The sequence below is a fragment of the Paracoccus xiamenensis genome (genome assembly GCF_011308835.1).
In the GTDB taxonomy this organism is placed as follows: Bacteria; Pseudomonadota; Alphaproteobacteria; order Rhodobacterales; family Rhodobacteraceae; genus Paracoccus; species Paracoccus xiamenensis.
The window spans coordinates 91,761-105,433 of sequence record NZ_JAAOHY010000003.1; the positions used below are offsets into that span (position 1 = coordinate 91,761).

The following is a 13,673-nucleotide window of genomic DNA, read 5'->3' on the forward strand; positions in this document are numbered from 1 at the left end:
CAGCGACCGGGCCGCGGCGCGCTGAAATGGGCTTAGCCGGTGATCTTTTCCGACCACATCTGGCTGACCCAGTCGCTGCGATCGACATAGTTTTCATACAGCGGCAGGATCGGTGCCTTGTCCGAAGACACCGCCATGAATTCCTCATCCGTCAGGTCGGTCAGCTCACGCGGGACTGTTGGCGCGGTGCCGACCATGCGCGACAGCTTGGCCTGAATGGCCGGCTGAGCCATGTAGTCGATGAAGATCTGCGACTGTTCGACCGCCTGCGAGGCCTTCGACACCACCCAGGACCCACTGTCCAGAACCGCGCCTTCCTCGGGGAAGGTCGAACGCACAGGCTTGCCCTGCCCGGCCGCCAGCCCGGTTACGTCGTGGTAATACTGGCCCATCGGGATCTCGCCGGTTTCCAGTGACTGCTGGAACTGGCCCTCGTCGCGATACCACAGGCGGACATTCGGCTTCACTTCGGCCAGTTTGTCCATGACCTGCAGGATGCCTTCCTCGGTCTTCAGGATATCGGTGCCGTCGAAGAAGGTGGTGGCGGTGATTTCCAGCAGGAAGGAGTTCGTCGCCAGCGACATCAGCCCCAGCTTGTCAGCGTTGGCCGGATCCCACAGGGCCTGCCACGAGGCCGGTGCCTCGGGATAGGTTTCGGTATTGGTTACGAGCGTGATGTACCAGCTCACCGCGCCGGTGCCATACAGCGCCCCATCGGGATAGCGGTGCAGGAAATGGTCGGGCAGGTTCTCGACGTTGGGCATCGCGGCCTCGTCCAGCTTGGCCCACAACTCGGCGCGTTCGCCCTTGATCCGGGTCAGCTGCGCCATCATCGACACATCGGCCGGGGCCTGACGGGCACGCGCGGCCTGTTGCAGCTGAACCAGCCACGCCTCGCCCGTGGGTTCGGCGATGCTTTCGACGGCGATCCCGGTCGCGGCTGTGAAATCGGGATAGATATGCTTGTCGAAGCTTTCCTGGAAATAGCCGCCATAGGTGCCGACCTTCAGCGCCGTGCCCTGCGCGCGCAGGATAGAGGGAGCAGACAGCACCGCGAAACCGGCGGCAGAGGCTTTCAGAAGCTGACGTCTTTGCATTTTTTCATCTCTCTGTTGGGGGTCTTGTTATCGGCCCTGCGGCACGCCCGGAAGCGCGCAGAGCATCTCATACAGGAAATTCGCGGCAATCACAGCGGTGTTGCCGGCCGGATCGTATGGGGGCGAGACCTCGACCAGATCGCAGCCGACCAGCTTCAGCCCGGCAGTACCGCGGATGATTTCCAGCCCCTGCATGGTGGTCAGGCCACCGACTTCGACCGTCCCGGTGCCCGGCGCGAAGGCCGGATCGAGACTGTCGATATCATAGGACAGATAAACCGGCGTGTCCCCGATCTTGCTGCGGATCTGGGTCATCAGGGGCGCCAGAGACTTGTGCCAGCACTCCTCGGCCTGAATGCAGGTCCAGCCCTTGTCGCGGCCCCAGTCGAAATCCTCGGCGCTGTAACCAGTGCCGCGCAGACCGATCTGGAAGACCTTGTCATTCTGTAACAACCCCTCTTCCCAGGCGCGGCGGAAGGGGCAGCCATGGGCCGCCTTTTCGCCGAACATCTCGTCATTGGTGTCCGAATGGGCATCAACATGTATCAGCGCGACGGGGCCGTGCTTTTCGGCCATGGCGCGCAGGATCGGCCAGGTCAGCGTGTGATCGCCCCCCAGCGTCAGCGGGATCGCGCCATCGGCCAGAACGCGGCGATAATGGTCGGCGATGATCTCGACCGATTTCTTCAGATCAAACAGGTTGATCGGCACATCGCCGATATCGGCGACCTGAAGGTGGTCGAAAGGTGCCGCGCCGGTGGCCATGTTATAGGGCCGGATCATCCGGCTTTCGTCACGGATCTGGCGCGGCCCCAGCCTTGTGCCGGGCCGGTTCGAGGTGCCGATATCCATCGGGATGCCGATGAAACAGGCGTCTAGCCCCTTGGCCGTTTCAGCGGCAGGCAGGCGCATCATCGTCGCCGGGCCGCCCGTGCGGGGCATGGTATTGCCGCCGAGGGGCTGGTTGAAACGCGGATTGTTCATGTCTTCTCCTGCTGGCGGCGGCCGGTTACTGCCCTGTTTATCAGACAGTTTTCATCGCCATGAAAGACATGATGCAAAAATGGCGACTGTCAGCGGAGGGTTGCCGCAGGAAGCGACCAGCGTGGGCCGCTCTGCCCCGGTTCAGGCGGCTGTCAGGCCAGCCGCGCCGCCTCCAGCACCTGCGCGAGGACCGAGGCCGCCAGCGTGCGCGGATCGCGGACAGAGGGGATCAACCCGAAAGGCGCGGCCAGCCGGACCGCGGCCTCGGCCGGCACCCCCCGCGCCGCGAGTTCGGCGCAACGGGCGCGATGGGCGCGCAAGCTGCCCTGCGCGCCCACGTAAAGCGCGGGCGATTCCAGCGCTGCTTGCAGCAACGCCGGCTCCCAATCGTGGTCGTGGAAAAACAACGTCACTGCCGTACGCGCATCCGCCTTCAGCCCGGCCGGCCATTCCTTGCCGGACAGGATCTGTGCGCCCTCAAGCCCCGCCAGCGTCTCTGCATCGGGCGAGAAGCTTTCGACAGGATAGCCGGCAGCGGCGGCGAGCGCGGAAAACAGGCGCAATTCGGGGCCTTTGCCAAAGGCCAGAACCCGCAGCTGCGGCTGGATGTCCAGAACCAGCGGCCCCAGTTCCAGCAGCGCCGGGCGTCGCGCCTGAAGGGCGGCCCGCGCCTCGGCCAGTTTGGCGCGATCAGGCGCGGGCAGGATCGCGATGTCCAGCCCACCGCCACAGGGCAGCACCAGATCACGGAAGGGCGAACCCGCACCGTAACGCAGCGTCCGCGCGGCCCCGTCCTGCAAGGCCGCGCGGGCGTGGATCACCACGTCACGTTCGATGCAGCCAGAGGACAGGCTGCCCCAGTGCTCTCCCTCTGCGCTGATCGCCATCGCGGCACCGACGGGGCGATAGGACGGCCCCTCGACCCCGGTGATCAGCGCTAGCGCGACCCGATCCCCAGCCAACACAGGCGCCAGCGGCAACTCGGTTTCGCAGATGCTGACCAGGCGGGTGGCGCCGCCGGGCCGGGTCAGGTGAGGGGCCGGTCGGGTCATCGCGTCAGCTCGGGCAGACGGCACCGGTGTCGATCCAGGCGCGGGTCAACTGACCCAGAACGTCCTGCGTACCGGGTGCCGGGGTGCGACCCTCGCCGGGATCCCAGGCCCAGCCGACCAGACCGTCTGTCGCCATATGTTCGTAAATGGCTTCCAGATCGCGGTCACCATTGCGTGCGGGATCCTTTATCTGGGTGCAGATCTCGTTCAGCGACTTGCCATTCCACCCCATCGAGACCGGCGCGATCATCCACGGCTCATGCCCAGGGATGCTGCCCTGACCAGAGGTCAGCGCAACGTTCTGCGGGCCGTGGCAGGTGTTGCAGGTCATGCCGGGCGCGCCGAAATCGGCATCGCCCCGAACCAGAGGCGGCGAATGCGCCTGCATGTCGTCGCCCTGGGTCGGAGTGTCGCCGACGGGATGGCAGTTCACGCAACGCGGATGCGTCAGCACCTTGCCCATCTCCGTAAACATCGCCGCAGAACGTTCCGCTTCGTCAGAAATGTCCGCAAAAGCATCAGGCCCGGAAAGGCTGTCCTGCGCAAAGACCGGGGCAGCCGCGATCAGCCCCGTCGCAAGGGCGAGTGTCAGTTTGGTCATGCAATCGCTCCACTGAAGGGCAGTTGATACTGCTTGTTGCCGGTCAGGGCGCGCCAGGCGTTGCCCAAGGCGGGCGCCAGCGGCGGCACGCCCGGCTCTCCCACTCCACTCGGGTCGGCGCTGCTGGCGATGATGGCGACCTCAACCGCCGGCATCTCACCTATGCGCAGCATCGGGTAGTCGTGGAAGTTCGACTGCTCGACCTCGCCGCCTGCCCCCAGGGTGATGCGGTCATGCAGCGCGGTTCCCAGCGCATAGCCGATGCCGCCCTCCATCTGCGCGCGGATCACGTTGGGATTGACCGCGATGCCGCAATCGACCGCGCACCAGACGCGGCTGACATGGGGCACGCCGCCCCGGTCCTCGACCTCGACCACCTCGGCGACATAGGTGCCGAAGCTTTTGACATAGGCCACGCCATAGCCCCTGCCGTCACGCTGCGGACCGGTCCAGCCTGAAATCTCTTTCACCTTTTCCAGTACTCCACGTTCGCGCGTGGCCTCGGGCGGCAGCAGGTCCAGCCGGCCTTGCAGCGGATCCTTGCCAGCGGCCTGCAGAACCTCATCAAGGAACGTTTCGACCGCATAGGCAGTATGGGTGTGCCCGACCGAGCGCCACCACAGCACCGGCACCGGGCTTTCCATCCTTGCCCAGCCAATCCGCTTGGCACCCAGCACGTAAGGCAACCCGCTGGAGCCTTCAAACGAAGTCGCGTCAGGACCGCCTTGCAGCATCCCCTCCATCGGGGTGCCCATCAGGATGGACTGGTTGACGACGACATTTTCCCACCCGAGGATATTGCCTTCAGCGTCCAGCCCGGCGCGCAGCCGGTGCAGTGTCATGGGCCGGTAATAGCCGCCCTTCAGATCATCCTCGCGCGTCCAGACCAGCTTGAACGTGCCATCGCGACCGGCGGCCTTGGCGATTTCGGCGGCCTCGGCGGCAATGTGGGCAGAGCCCTGCGCCCGCCGCCCAAAGGAACCCCCGGCAAGCAGCACATTGATCGTCAGGTCTTCTTCCGGCACGCCCAGCACTGCCGCGGCCGTGCTGCGGTCAAAGCCCGGGAACTGGCTGCCGAACCACATCTCGGCCTTGCCGTCGGCCAGTTCGATCACCGCATCCAGCGGCTCCATCGGTGCATGGGCGAGGAAGGGAAAGCGGTATTCGGCCTCCAGCACCTGCGCGGCACCGTCGAACGCAGCCAGATCGCCGTCTTCTTCGACTGTCACGCCGCCTTCTTCCGCGGCGGTGACGTATTCGGCGAACAGTTCGTCGCTGCTGCGCCGTTCGGCGGCGCTGTCATCCCATTCAACGACAAGTGCGTCCCGCCCCTTCAGCGCCGCATAAGTGTTGCGGGCATAGACCGCCACGCCCGAGGGGATCTGGCGCACCATCTCGACCCCCGGCACGGCAAGCGCTTCCGCATCGTCAACGCTGGTGACGGTGGCGCCAAAACGCGGGGGATGGGCGACCACCACGGTCAACATGCCGTCGCGGTAAACATCCATGGTGAAGATGGCGGTGCCGTTCGATTTGGCCACCGTATCCAGCTTGGGCCGGTCGGTGCCGATCAGAACGAAATCCTTGGCATCCTTGACCGGAGGATCCTCGGGCAGGGGCTGGCTTGCCGCAGCTTCGCTGAGCGCGCCGAAACCCGAGGACTTGCCCGATCCGGCATGCGAGATCTGCCCGGCGGAGACCGTGATTTCAGCAGCCGGAACGCCCCATTCCTGTGCCGCAGCCGCGACCAGCATGGCCCGCGCCGCGGCGCCGGCTTTGCGCATCTGCATGAAGCTGTTGGCGATCGCAGTCGAGCCGCCGGTCCCCTGCATGCCAAAGAACAGATTGGCGTACAGCCCGTTATCGGCGGGCGCGCCCTCGGCCCGCATTTGCGCCCAATCGGCGTCCAGTTCCTCGGCCACCAGTGTGGCGAGGCCGGTATAGGGCCCCTGCCCCATTTCCAGATGCTTGATCATCACCGTTACGGTGTCGTCGGTGCCGATGCGGATAAAGGCGTTGGGCACAAACGGCCCGGTCGCAGCGGTTTGCGCGCGCGCCCGGCCCAGCGGCAGCGTCAGGCTGAGCATCAGCCCCGCGCCCGCCGCCAGAAAGCCCCGCCGAGAGGTTTGGAATGCAGTCATGGCCTAGCCCTCCAGCGTTTTCGCGGCGTCGTGGATGGCCTGCCGGATGCGCACATATGTGGCGCAACGGCAGACATTCCCGGCCATGGCGTTGTTGATATCCTCGTCCGAGGGGCTGGCGACCTGCTGCAACAGCGCCGTGGCCGACATGATCTGGCCCGACTGGCACCAGCCGCATTGGGGCACGTCGATCGCCTCCCACGCGGATTGCACGGCGGCGATTTCGGGGCCTTCCATGCCCTCGATGGTGGTGACCTCGCTGCCCTCGACCATCGAGATCGGGGTGACGCAGGACCGGCGCGGCATCCCGTCCAGCATCACCGTGCAGGCACCGCATTGGGCGATGCCGCAGCCAAACTTAGTGCCGGTAAGGCGCAATTCGTCGCGCAATGCCCAGAGAAGTGGCGTGTCTGGGTCAATGTCGAGATCGACCTCACGCCCATTAACGATAAATTTTGTCATGACCTGGCCTCAAAAAGCTGGGTGAGCATCCATGATGGGCCAGTGACAGCCACCGTCAAGGGCAGCCGCGCGCATTTGCCGCATCTGTATTGCGACTTTTGGGTTGACCGGCCACTCTCAGCGGAAATCAGCCGCCCAGAAAGGCCCGCATCAGCGGGTGGTCGGGGTCCTTCAGCCCGTCCAACACGTCAAAATGGTTTCGCCCGGCTTCCGCGATCAGCTGGATCTGCTGGCCCTTGCGGCCCCAGGCCTCGGCCAGCAGCGCCGACTGGCGCAGGAACTCCGGCCGCTCGGCAGCGCCGACCCATGCGGTGACAGGGACGCCGGGCAGCGGGTCCAGCAGCGCCGGGCTTTCGGCGGCGGCTTCCTCGGCATCCAGCCGCAACCCTTTGTTCATGGAATGGAATTGCAACGGCCGCAGGTCGTGCAACCCGCTGAGCGTGACCACATGCGCGATCCGGCTGGCGACTTCGCCCGGCAAGGGTGTATCGCCACAGACCAGCCGCGTCGCCACCTGCCCACCTGCAGAGTGTCCACAAAGCCGGATCGGGCCAGCGACCAGTCCCGCCGCCGCCACGATGGCACGCCCGACCTGCCGCGCGATGGCGCCGATCCGCGCTTCTGGTGCAAGGGTATAACCGGGGAATGCCACCGCCCAACCCTGCGCCAGCGCACCGGTCGCCAGATCGGACCAGACCGATTTGTCGAAGGCCAGCCAGAAACCGCCATGGATGATGACGGCCAGCCCTTTCGGGCGACCTTCGGGCATGAACAGATCGAATCGCTCCCGCTCATGGGGGCCATAGGGGATATCCAACTGCGCCTTGGCGTTGGCGCGAAACTCTGCCGCGCGGGCCTGCCAGCGGCCCGGATAGCTGGCGCCATCGGGAATATAGACGGAGTTCAGGAACGCATCTTCCCAGTCAATTCCCGCCGCGTCTGCCATTTTTCCCCCTGTCACTACCGGCACATCCGGCTGCTGAAAATAAGCTTCAAGTATGAAATTTCAAAATTGAAATTTTCATGCGGTTGAGCAAATATGGTTCCTGACCAAAGATCGCCGGTCAGGGGCAAAAGGCAAGCCCGCGCGGGGGAGCGCGTGTGCCGGCGGTTCATTCCTGGGAGGGAACAAGATGACGCTTCGCGCCAGCGGGCATACGGACACATTCACCCGCGACAACCTGCCGGCCCCGGACAGCTGGCCTGACCTGTTGCTGGACGGCTTCACCTATCCTGACCGGCTGAACGCGGGCGTGGAACTGACCGACGCCATGGTCGCCAAGGGCCTGGGCGATCATACCGCGCTGATCGGAAACGGTCGCCGGCGCACCTATAAGGAACTGGCCGACTGGACCAACCGCCTGGCCCACGCGCTTGTCGAGGATCTTGGCGTAAAGCCTGGAAACCGCGTATTGATCCGTTCCGCCAACAACCCCGCCATGGTTGCCTGCTGGCTGGCCGCGACCAAGGTTGGCGCGGTGGTCATCAACACCATGCCGATGCTGCGCACGGGCGAGTTGACCAAATATGTCGACAAGGCCGAGGTCGAATTCGCGCTGTGCGACACCCGCCTGATGGACGAGATGATCGCCTGCGCCAAGACCAGCAGCTTCCTGAAAAAAGTCGTGGGCTTTGACGGCACGTCGAACCACGACGCGGAACTGGACCGGCTGGCTTTGGAAAAGCCGGTGCATTTCGACGCCGCCAACACTGCGCAGGACGATGTGGCGCTGCTAGCATTCACCTCTGGTTCGACCGGGGAACCCAAGGCCACGATGCATTTCCACCGCGACCTGCTGATCATCGCCGACGCCTATGCGCGCGAGGTGCTGGCCGTCACCCCCGATGACATCTTTATCGGCTCGCCGCCTTTGGCCTTTACCTTCGGGCTGGGCGGGCTGGCGATCTTTCCCCTGCGCTTCGGGGCGGCGGCAACGCTGCTGGAAACCGCCTCGCCGCCCAACATGATCGAGATCATCGAGAAATACCGCGCCACCGTCTGCTTCACCGCCCCTACCGCCTACCGCGCCATGCTGCAGGCGATGGAAGAGGGCGCGGACCTGTCCAGCCTTCGGGCCGCCGTTTCTGCCGGGGAAACCCTGCCCGGCCCCATCTATGACGCCTGGAAGGAAAAGACCGGCAAGCCGATGCTGGACGGAATCGGGGCGACCGAGATGCTGCATATCTTCATCTCGAACCGCTTCGACGACCACCGCCCAGGCTGCACCGGCAAGCCCGTCACCGGATACGAGGCCCGCGTGCTGGCGGATGACGGCACCGAGGCCCCGCGTGGCCAGATCGGCCGGTTGGCGGTGCGCGGCCCGACCGGCTGCCGCTATCTGCGCGGCGAGAGGCAGGGCGAATATGTCCAGAACGGCTGGAACGTCACCGGCGACAGCTTCATCCAGGACGAAGACGGCTTTTTCCACTTTGCCGCCCGCAGCGACGACATCATCCTGTCCTCGGGCTACAACATCGCCGGCCCCGAGGTCGAAGCCGCCCTGCTGTCCCATGACGCGGTGTCGGAATGCGCGGTGATCGGCGCCGCCGACGAGGCCCGCGGCCAGATCGTCGAGGCCCATATCGTCCTGACCCCAGGCGCAGAAGCCGGCGAATTGCTGGTCAAACTGTTGCAGGACCACGTCAAGGCGACCATCGCACCCTATAAATACCCGCGTCGGGTGGTCTTCGTGAGCGAACTGCCAAAGACCTCGACCGGCAAGATCCAACGCTTCCGGTTGCGGCAAGACAGCTGACACGTCATCGTGGCCACAAGACAATAAAAACGGGAGGAAACACCAATGAAGAAACTGCTATCGGCTGCCGCGATTCTGGCGCTTTCGGCGGGGCTTGCCTCGGCCGAGGTCAAGGTCGGCATGATCACCACGCTGTCGGGTGGCGGCGCGGGTCTGGGGATCGACGTACGCGACGGCTTCATGCTGGCGCTGAAACAGTCGGGCCGTGACGATATCGAGGTGCTGATCGAGGATGACCAGCAAAAGCCCGATATCGCCGTGCAACTCGCCGACAAGATGATCCAGTCCGAGAAGGTCGAGGTGATGACCGGCATCATCTGGTCGAACCTCGCCATGGCGGTCGTGCCGGGCGCGGTGGCGCAGGGCGTCTTCTACCTGTCGCCCAATGCCGGGCCGTCGCAACTTGCGGGCCCGGGCTGCAACCAGAATTACTTCAACGTCGCCTGGCAGAACGACAACCTGCACGAAGGCGCGGGCGCATGGGCCAACCAGACCGGCTACAAGAACAGCTTCATCCTCGCCCCGAACTATCCGGCCGGCAAGGACGCGCTGACCGGATACAAGCGCACCTATCAGGGTGAGCTGGCGGGCGAGATTTATACCGAGCTGGGCCAGACCGATTACGCCGCCGAGATCGCCCAGATCCGCGCCAGCGATGCCGACAGCGTATTCCTGTTCCTGCCGGGTGGGATGGGGATATCGTTCCTGAAGCAATATGCCGACAGCGGCGTCGGCAAGCCGGTGATCGGGCCGGGCTTTTCCTTCGATCAGGACATTCTGGGCGCGGTCGGCGATGCGGCACTTGGCGCGGTCAACACCTCGCAATGGTCAAAGGATATCGACAACCCGACCAACGCGGCCTTCGTCGAAAGCTTCCAGGCCGAATATGACCGCCTGCCCTCGCTTTACGCCAGCCAGGGTTTTGACACCGCGAACCTGCTGATCTCTGCACTGGACAAGGCCCAGCCCTCGGATGCTGACGCCTTCCGGGCAGCGCTGAAAGCGGCGGAATTCGACAGCACGCGGGGCGAGTTCAAGTTCGGACCGAACAACCACCCGGTCCAGACCATCTATGCGCGAGAGGTGGTCAAGGAAGGCGACGTGCTGACCAACAAGATCATCGGCACCGCGATCGAAGACCACGCCGACGCCTACGCGGCCGAGTGCAAGATGTGATCTGAACGCTTCGCGGGCCGGCAGTAACCGGCCCGCGATGGCGGCATGCGAACATGTCCACAATTCTCATCATCGAGCAGATCCTGAACGGGCTGCAATTCGGCATCATGCTGTTCCTGATGGCGGCGGGCCTGACCCTGATCTTTGGGGTTATGGGGCTGATCAACCTCGCCCACGGCTCGCTTTACATGATCGGGGCCTTTGCCGCCGCCGCGGTGGCGGGCGCCACCGGATCCTTCCTTCTGGCGCTGGCGGCAGCGATGGCCGCCGCCGCCCTGATCGGGGCCATTGTCGAAATGACGGTGATCCGCCGCCTTTACGCCACCGACCATCTGGATCAGGTGCTGGCGACCTTCGCGCTGATCCTGATCTTTTCCGAAGGCACGCGCTGGATCTTTGGCTCGCTGCCGCTGTACCTGAACATCCCCAGCTGGCTGGCCGGCCCCGTCACCCTGCCCGGCGGCATCCAGTATCCGTTGTACCGGCTGACGCTGATCGCCGTCGGCCTGCTGGTCTGGCTGGGCCTGTGGTGGCTGATCGAACGCACCCGGCTTGGCATCCAGATCCGCGCCGGCGAAAACGACCGAGAGATGATCGCCGCATTGGGCATCAATATTTCAAAGCTTTACACGCTGGTCTTCGCCCTTGGCGCGGCGCTGGCGGGACTGGCCGGCGCTTTGGTGGGCACCATACAGTCGGTGCAGGTCGGCATGGGAGAGCCGGTGCTGATCCTCGCTTTCGTGGTCATCGTCATCGGCGGCATCGGGTCCATAAAGGGCGCATTCGTGGGCGCGCTGCTGGTCGGGCTGACCAGCACGCTAGGCGGGGTCTTCCTGCCTGAACTGTTCAAGCTGTTCACCGACCCCGCGACCGCACAATCGGCGGGCGCCTCGCTGGCATCCATGTCGATCTATATCCTGATGAGCCTGGTGCTGATCTGGCGCCCGACGGGCCTGTTCGGGGCGCGCGCATGATCCGGGAACGCTATCTGAACCTCGCCGTGCTGGCCGGGCTGCTGGCATTGGCGCTGTGGGCACTGGCGGGCGATCAGCCTTTCACGATCACCCTGCTGACCAAGGTGGTCATTCTGGGGCTGGCAGCCGCCGGGCTGAACATCGCGCTTGGCATTGGTGGGCTGGTCAGTCTTGGCCATGCGGTGTTTTTCGGCCTCGGCGGTTATGCGATGGGGATCCTCGCCTTCCACGCACAGAATTTCGCACCCCTGGAACTCGGCCCGCTGAGCATTGCAGGCACCAAGTCGATGCCGGTGATCTGGCTGGCGGCCATCGCCGTCTCTGCGGCTGTCGCGGTGGTGATCGGGCTTCTGTCGCTGCGCACCAGCGGGGTCTATTTCATCATGATTACATTGGCTTTCGGGCAGATGTTCTATTACTTCGCCATCTCGTGGAGCGTGTATGGCGGCGAGGACGGGCTGTCGATCTATGTCCGCAACGGCTTTCCGGGGCTGAACACGCTGGACCCGATCCAGTTCTTCGGCATCTGTCTGGCGATCCTGTGCCTTGTGCTGCTGCTCAGCGACCGGCTGGCGCGGTCGCCATTTGGGTTGGCGCTGAACGCGGCGCGTCAGGTGCCGGTGCGGGTGGAAACCGTCGGGCTGTCGCCGACGCGGCTGAAGCTGCTGGCCTTCGTGATTTCCGGCGCGATCACCGGGCTGGCGGGGGCGCTTTATGCCGATCTCAACCGTTTCGTCAGCCCCACCATGTTCAGCTGGCAACTTTCGGGAGAGCTGATGGTGCTGGTCATCCTTGGTGGCGTCGGGCGGCTGATCGGGCCGGTCGTGGGCGCGGCGATCTTCGTGGCGCTGGAACATCTGCTGGGCGGGCTGACCGAGTTCTGGCACATCTGGCTGGGCGTCATCCTGCTGCTGATCGTGCTGTTCGCGCGCGGCGGCGTGGTCGGGCTGATCTCGCCCAGAAGGGTTGGCCATGACTGAACCTGTCCTTGCCACCCGTGACCTGACCAAAAGCTTCGGCGCGCTAAAGGCCAGCGACGGCATCTCGATCGACCTGCGCCCGGGCGAGATCCACGCCATCATTGGCCCCAACGGCGCCGGGAAATCGACGCTGATTCACCAGATCTGCGGCGGCCTGCGCCCCGACAGCGGCACCGTTCACCTGCTGGGCCGCGATGTGACGGCCGAGGGCATCGCCGCCCGTGCCCGCTTGGGCCTTGGCCGGACCTTCCAGATCTCGGCGCTGGCGATGGAGGATTCGGTCCTGCAGAATGCCATGCTGGGCGCGCTTGGCCATTCCGGCCGGCCCTGGCGCTTCTGGCGCCCGGCGCTGCGCGATCCCGACCTGCGCGCGCGCGCCGAAGACAGCCTGCACCGAGTCGGCCTTGCCGATCACATGCACAAGCGAACTGCCAACCTCAGCCACGGCCAACGCCGCCAGCTGGAGGTCGCTGTGGCGCTGACGCTGGATCCCAAGGCATTCATCATGGACGAACCCATGGCCGGGCTGGGGGCGGAAGGCTCTGCCCTGCTGACCCGTTTCCTCGACGAGTTGCGCGCGCAGGCCCCGATCCTGCTGGTCGAACATGACATGGACGCGGTCTTTGCGCTGGCGGACCGGATCAGCGTGCTGGTTTATGGCCGCGTCATCGCCACCGGCACCGTCGACGAGATTCGCGCCAGCGCCGAGGTGCGCGAGGCCTATCTGGGCGAGGAGGCATGACATGCTAGACGTCGCGAACCTGACCGCCTCCTACGGGGTCAGCCGGGCGCTGTTCGGTGTCGATCTGCGCATCGGCGAAGGCGAGGTGCTGGCGCTGATGGGCCGCAACGGCATGGGCAAGACCACCACCGTCAAGGCGATCTGCCGGATGATTGCCTCGGCCGGAGACTTGCGCTTTGACGGTCAGGACCTGCACCGGCTGACCAGCGACGCCGCCGCCAGGCTGGGGATCGGTCTGGTCCCCGAAGGCCGGCGCTGCTTCCGCGACCTCAGCGTGCGCGAAAACCTGATCGTCGCCGCCCGCCCCGGCCCCTGGGACATGGACCGTGTCACCGCGCTGTTCCCCCGGCTGGGCGAACGGCAGGGCCAGAACGCGGCCTCTTTGTCGGGGGGCGAACAGCAGATGCTGGCCATCGGCCGGGCGCTGATGACCAATCCGCGCCTGCTGATCCTGGACGAGGCGACCGAGGGGCTGGCCCCCATCATCCGGCAGGAAATCTGGGCCGCCATCGCCCGGCTGAAATCAGAAACCGGCATGGCGATCTTGCTGATCGACAAATCGCTGAAGGAGTTGTCCGGCATTTCCGACCGCGCCGTGATCCTGCAACGGGGCAGCACCGTCTGGTCGGGCCCGATGGCCGAGCTGACCCCTGATATTTCCGAGAAACTGATTGGTGTATGATGAGACTGCGCGCGACGCCCACCCAT

At 65.0% G+C, this 13,673-nt stretch carries 13 protein-coding genes; 6 read left to right on the forward strand and 7 right to left on the reverse strand.

Annotated features, from left to right (window positions below; translation table 11 throughout):
- Positions 1-32: 32 nt before the first annotated feature.
- The 7 genes from G7044_RS08890 to G7044_RS08920 all read right to left on the reverse strand — a co-directional run bounded on the left by G7044_RS08890 (position 33) and on the right by G7044_RS08920 (position 7,283).
- Positions 33-1,097, reverse strand: a complete 1,065-nt coding sequence (locus G7044_RS08890) for an ABC transporter substrate-binding protein (RefSeq protein WP_166328064.1) — start codon at positions 1,095-1,097, stop codon at positions 33-35.
- A gap of 27 nt (positions 1,098-1,124) precedes the next feature.
- On the reverse strand, positions 1,125-2,081 hold the full coding sequence (speB, locus tag G7044_RS08895) for an agmatinase (protein WP_166328065.1): 957 nt from the start codon (positions 2,079-2,081) through the stop codon (positions 1,125-1,127).
- Between the two features lie 152 nt (positions 2,082-2,233).
- Complete coding sequence (locus tag G7044_RS08900) at positions 2,234-3,133, reverse strand: XdhC family protein (RefSeq protein WP_166328067.1); 900 nt, start codon at positions 3,131-3,133, stop codon at positions 2,234-2,236.
- A 4-nt stretch (positions 3,134-3,137) separates the two neighbouring features.
- A complete protein-coding gene (locus G7044_RS08905) occupies positions 3,138-3,734 on the reverse strand; it encodes an Isoquinoline 1-oxidoreductase subunit (RefSeq protein WP_407947395.1) in 597 nt (198 codons plus the stop codon).
- Positions 3,731-5,875 carry a xanthine dehydrogenase family protein molybdopterin-binding subunit gene (locus G7044_RS08910; protein WP_166328069.1) on the reverse strand — a complete coding sequence of 715 codons (2,145 nt, stop codon included), beginning with the start codon at positions 5,873-5,875 and terminating at the stop codon, positions 3,731-3,733. The genes G7044_RS08905 and G7044_RS08910 overlap by 4 nt, the downstream gene beginning before the upstream one ends.
- Before the next feature lie 3 nt (positions 5,876-5,878).
- A complete protein-coding gene (locus tag G7044_RS08915) occupies positions 5,879-6,337 on the reverse strand; it encodes a (2Fe-2S)-binding protein (protein ID WP_166328071.1) in 459 nt (152 codons plus the stop codon).
- A gap of 127 nt (positions 6,338-6,464) precedes the next feature.
- Positions 6,465-7,283, reverse strand: coding sequence for an alpha/beta hydrolase (locus G7044_RS08920; RefSeq protein WP_166328073.1), 819 nt, complete (start codon positions 7,281-7,283; stop codon positions 6,465-6,467).
- 187 nt (positions 7,284-7,470) lie between these two features.
- Here G7044_RS08920 and G7044_RS08925 point away from each other — a divergent pair, with 187 nt between their 5' ends.
- From G7044_RS08925 to G7044_RS08950, 6 genes are read left to right on the forward strand one after another with little or no spacing between them, the layout of a single operon-like run.
- Positions 7,471-9,093, forward strand: coding sequence for an AMP-binding protein (locus G7044_RS08925; protein ID WP_166328075.1), 1,623 nt, complete (start codon positions 7,471-7,473; stop codon positions 9,091-9,093).
- 45 nt (positions 9,094-9,138) lie between these two features.
- Positions 9,139-10,269, forward strand: a complete 1,131-nt coding sequence (locus G7044_RS08930; protein ID WP_166328077.1) for an ABC transporter substrate-binding protein — start codon at positions 9,139-9,141, stop codon at positions 10,267-10,269.
- A 53-nt stretch (positions 10,270-10,322) separates the two neighbouring features.
- The gene (locus tag G7044_RS08935; RefSeq protein ID WP_166328079.1) at positions 10,323-11,243 is read left to right on the forward strand and encodes a branched-chain amino acid ABC transporter permease; all 921 of its coding nucleotides are present in this window, start codon (positions 10,323-10,325) and stop codon (positions 11,241-11,243) included.
- The gene (locus G7044_RS08940) at positions 11,240-12,223 is read left to right on the forward strand and encodes a branched-chain amino acid ABC transporter permease (protein ID WP_166328081.1); all 984 of its coding nucleotides are present in this window, start codon (positions 11,240-11,242) and stop codon (positions 12,221-12,223) included. Before G7044_RS08935 ends, G7044_RS08940 begins: the two co-directional genes overlap by 4 nt.
- On the forward strand, positions 12,216-12,965 hold the full coding sequence (locus G7044_RS08945; protein WP_166328083.1) for an ABC transporter ATP-binding protein: 750 nt from the start codon (positions 12,216-12,218) through the stop codon (positions 12,963-12,965). The genes G7044_RS08940 and G7044_RS08945 overlap by 8 nt, the downstream gene beginning before the upstream one ends.
- A gap of 1 nt (position 12,966) precedes the next feature.
- Entirely contained in the window at positions 12,967-13,647 is a 681-nt protein-coding gene (locus G7044_RS08950; RefSeq protein ID WP_166328085.1) for an ABC transporter ATP-binding protein, read from the forward strand.
- Positions 13,648-13,673 lie beyond the last annotated feature (26 nt).

What these genes read in the sequence shown, in the direction of transcription:
- G7044_RS08890 (WP_166328064.1), bottom strand. Translation starts at nt 1,097, where the DNA reads ATGCAAAGACGTCAGCTTCTGAAAGCCTCTGCCGCCGGTTTCGCGGTG.
- speB (WP_166328065.1), bottom strand. Translation starts at nt 2,081, where the DNA reads ATGAACAATCCGCGTTTCAACCAGCCCCTCGGCGGCAATACCATGCCC.
- G7044_RS08900 (WP_166328067.1), bottom strand. Translation starts at nt 3,133, where the DNA reads ATGACCCGACCGGCCCCTCACCTGACCCGGCCCGGCGGCGCCACCCGC.
- G7044_RS08905 (WP_407947395.1), bottom strand. Translation starts at nt 3,734, where the DNA reads ATGACCAAACTGACACTCGCCCTTGCGACGGGGCTGATCGCGGCTGCC.
- G7044_RS08910 (WP_166328069.1), bottom strand. Translation starts at nt 5,875, where the DNA reads ATGACTGCATTCCAAACCTCTCGGCGGGGCTTTCTGGCGGCGGGCGCG.
- G7044_RS08915 (WP_166328071.1), bottom strand. Translation starts at nt 6,337, where the DNA reads ATGACAAAATTTATCGTTAATGGGCGTGAGGTCGATCTCGACATTGAC.
- G7044_RS08920 (WP_166328073.1), bottom strand. Translation starts at nt 7,283, where the DNA reads ATGGCAGACGCGGCGGGAATTGACTGGGAAGATGCGTTCCTGAACTCC.
- G7044_RS08925 (WP_166328075.1), top strand. Translation starts at nt 7,471, where the DNA reads ATGACGCTTCGCGCCAGCGGGCATACGGACACATTCACCCGCGACAAC.
- G7044_RS08930 (WP_166328077.1), top strand. Translation starts at nt 9,139, where the DNA reads ATGAAGAAACTGCTATCGGCTGCCGCGATTCTGGCGCTTTCGGCGGGG.
- G7044_RS08935 (WP_166328079.1), top strand. Translation starts at nt 10,323, where the DNA reads ATGTCCACAATTCTCATCATCGAGCAGATCCTGAACGGGCTGCAATTC.
- G7044_RS08940 (WP_166328081.1), top strand. Translation starts at nt 11,240, where the DNA reads ATGATCCGGGAACGCTATCTGAACCTCGCCGTGCTGGCCGGGCTGCTG.
- G7044_RS08945 (WP_166328083.1), top strand. Translation starts at nt 12,216, where the DNA reads ATGACTGAACCTGTCCTTGCCACCCGTGACCTGACCAAAAGCTTCGGC.
- G7044_RS08950 (WP_166328085.1), top strand. Translation starts at nt 12,967, where the DNA reads ATGCTAGACGTCGCGAACCTGACCGCCTCCTACGGGGTCAGCCGGGCG.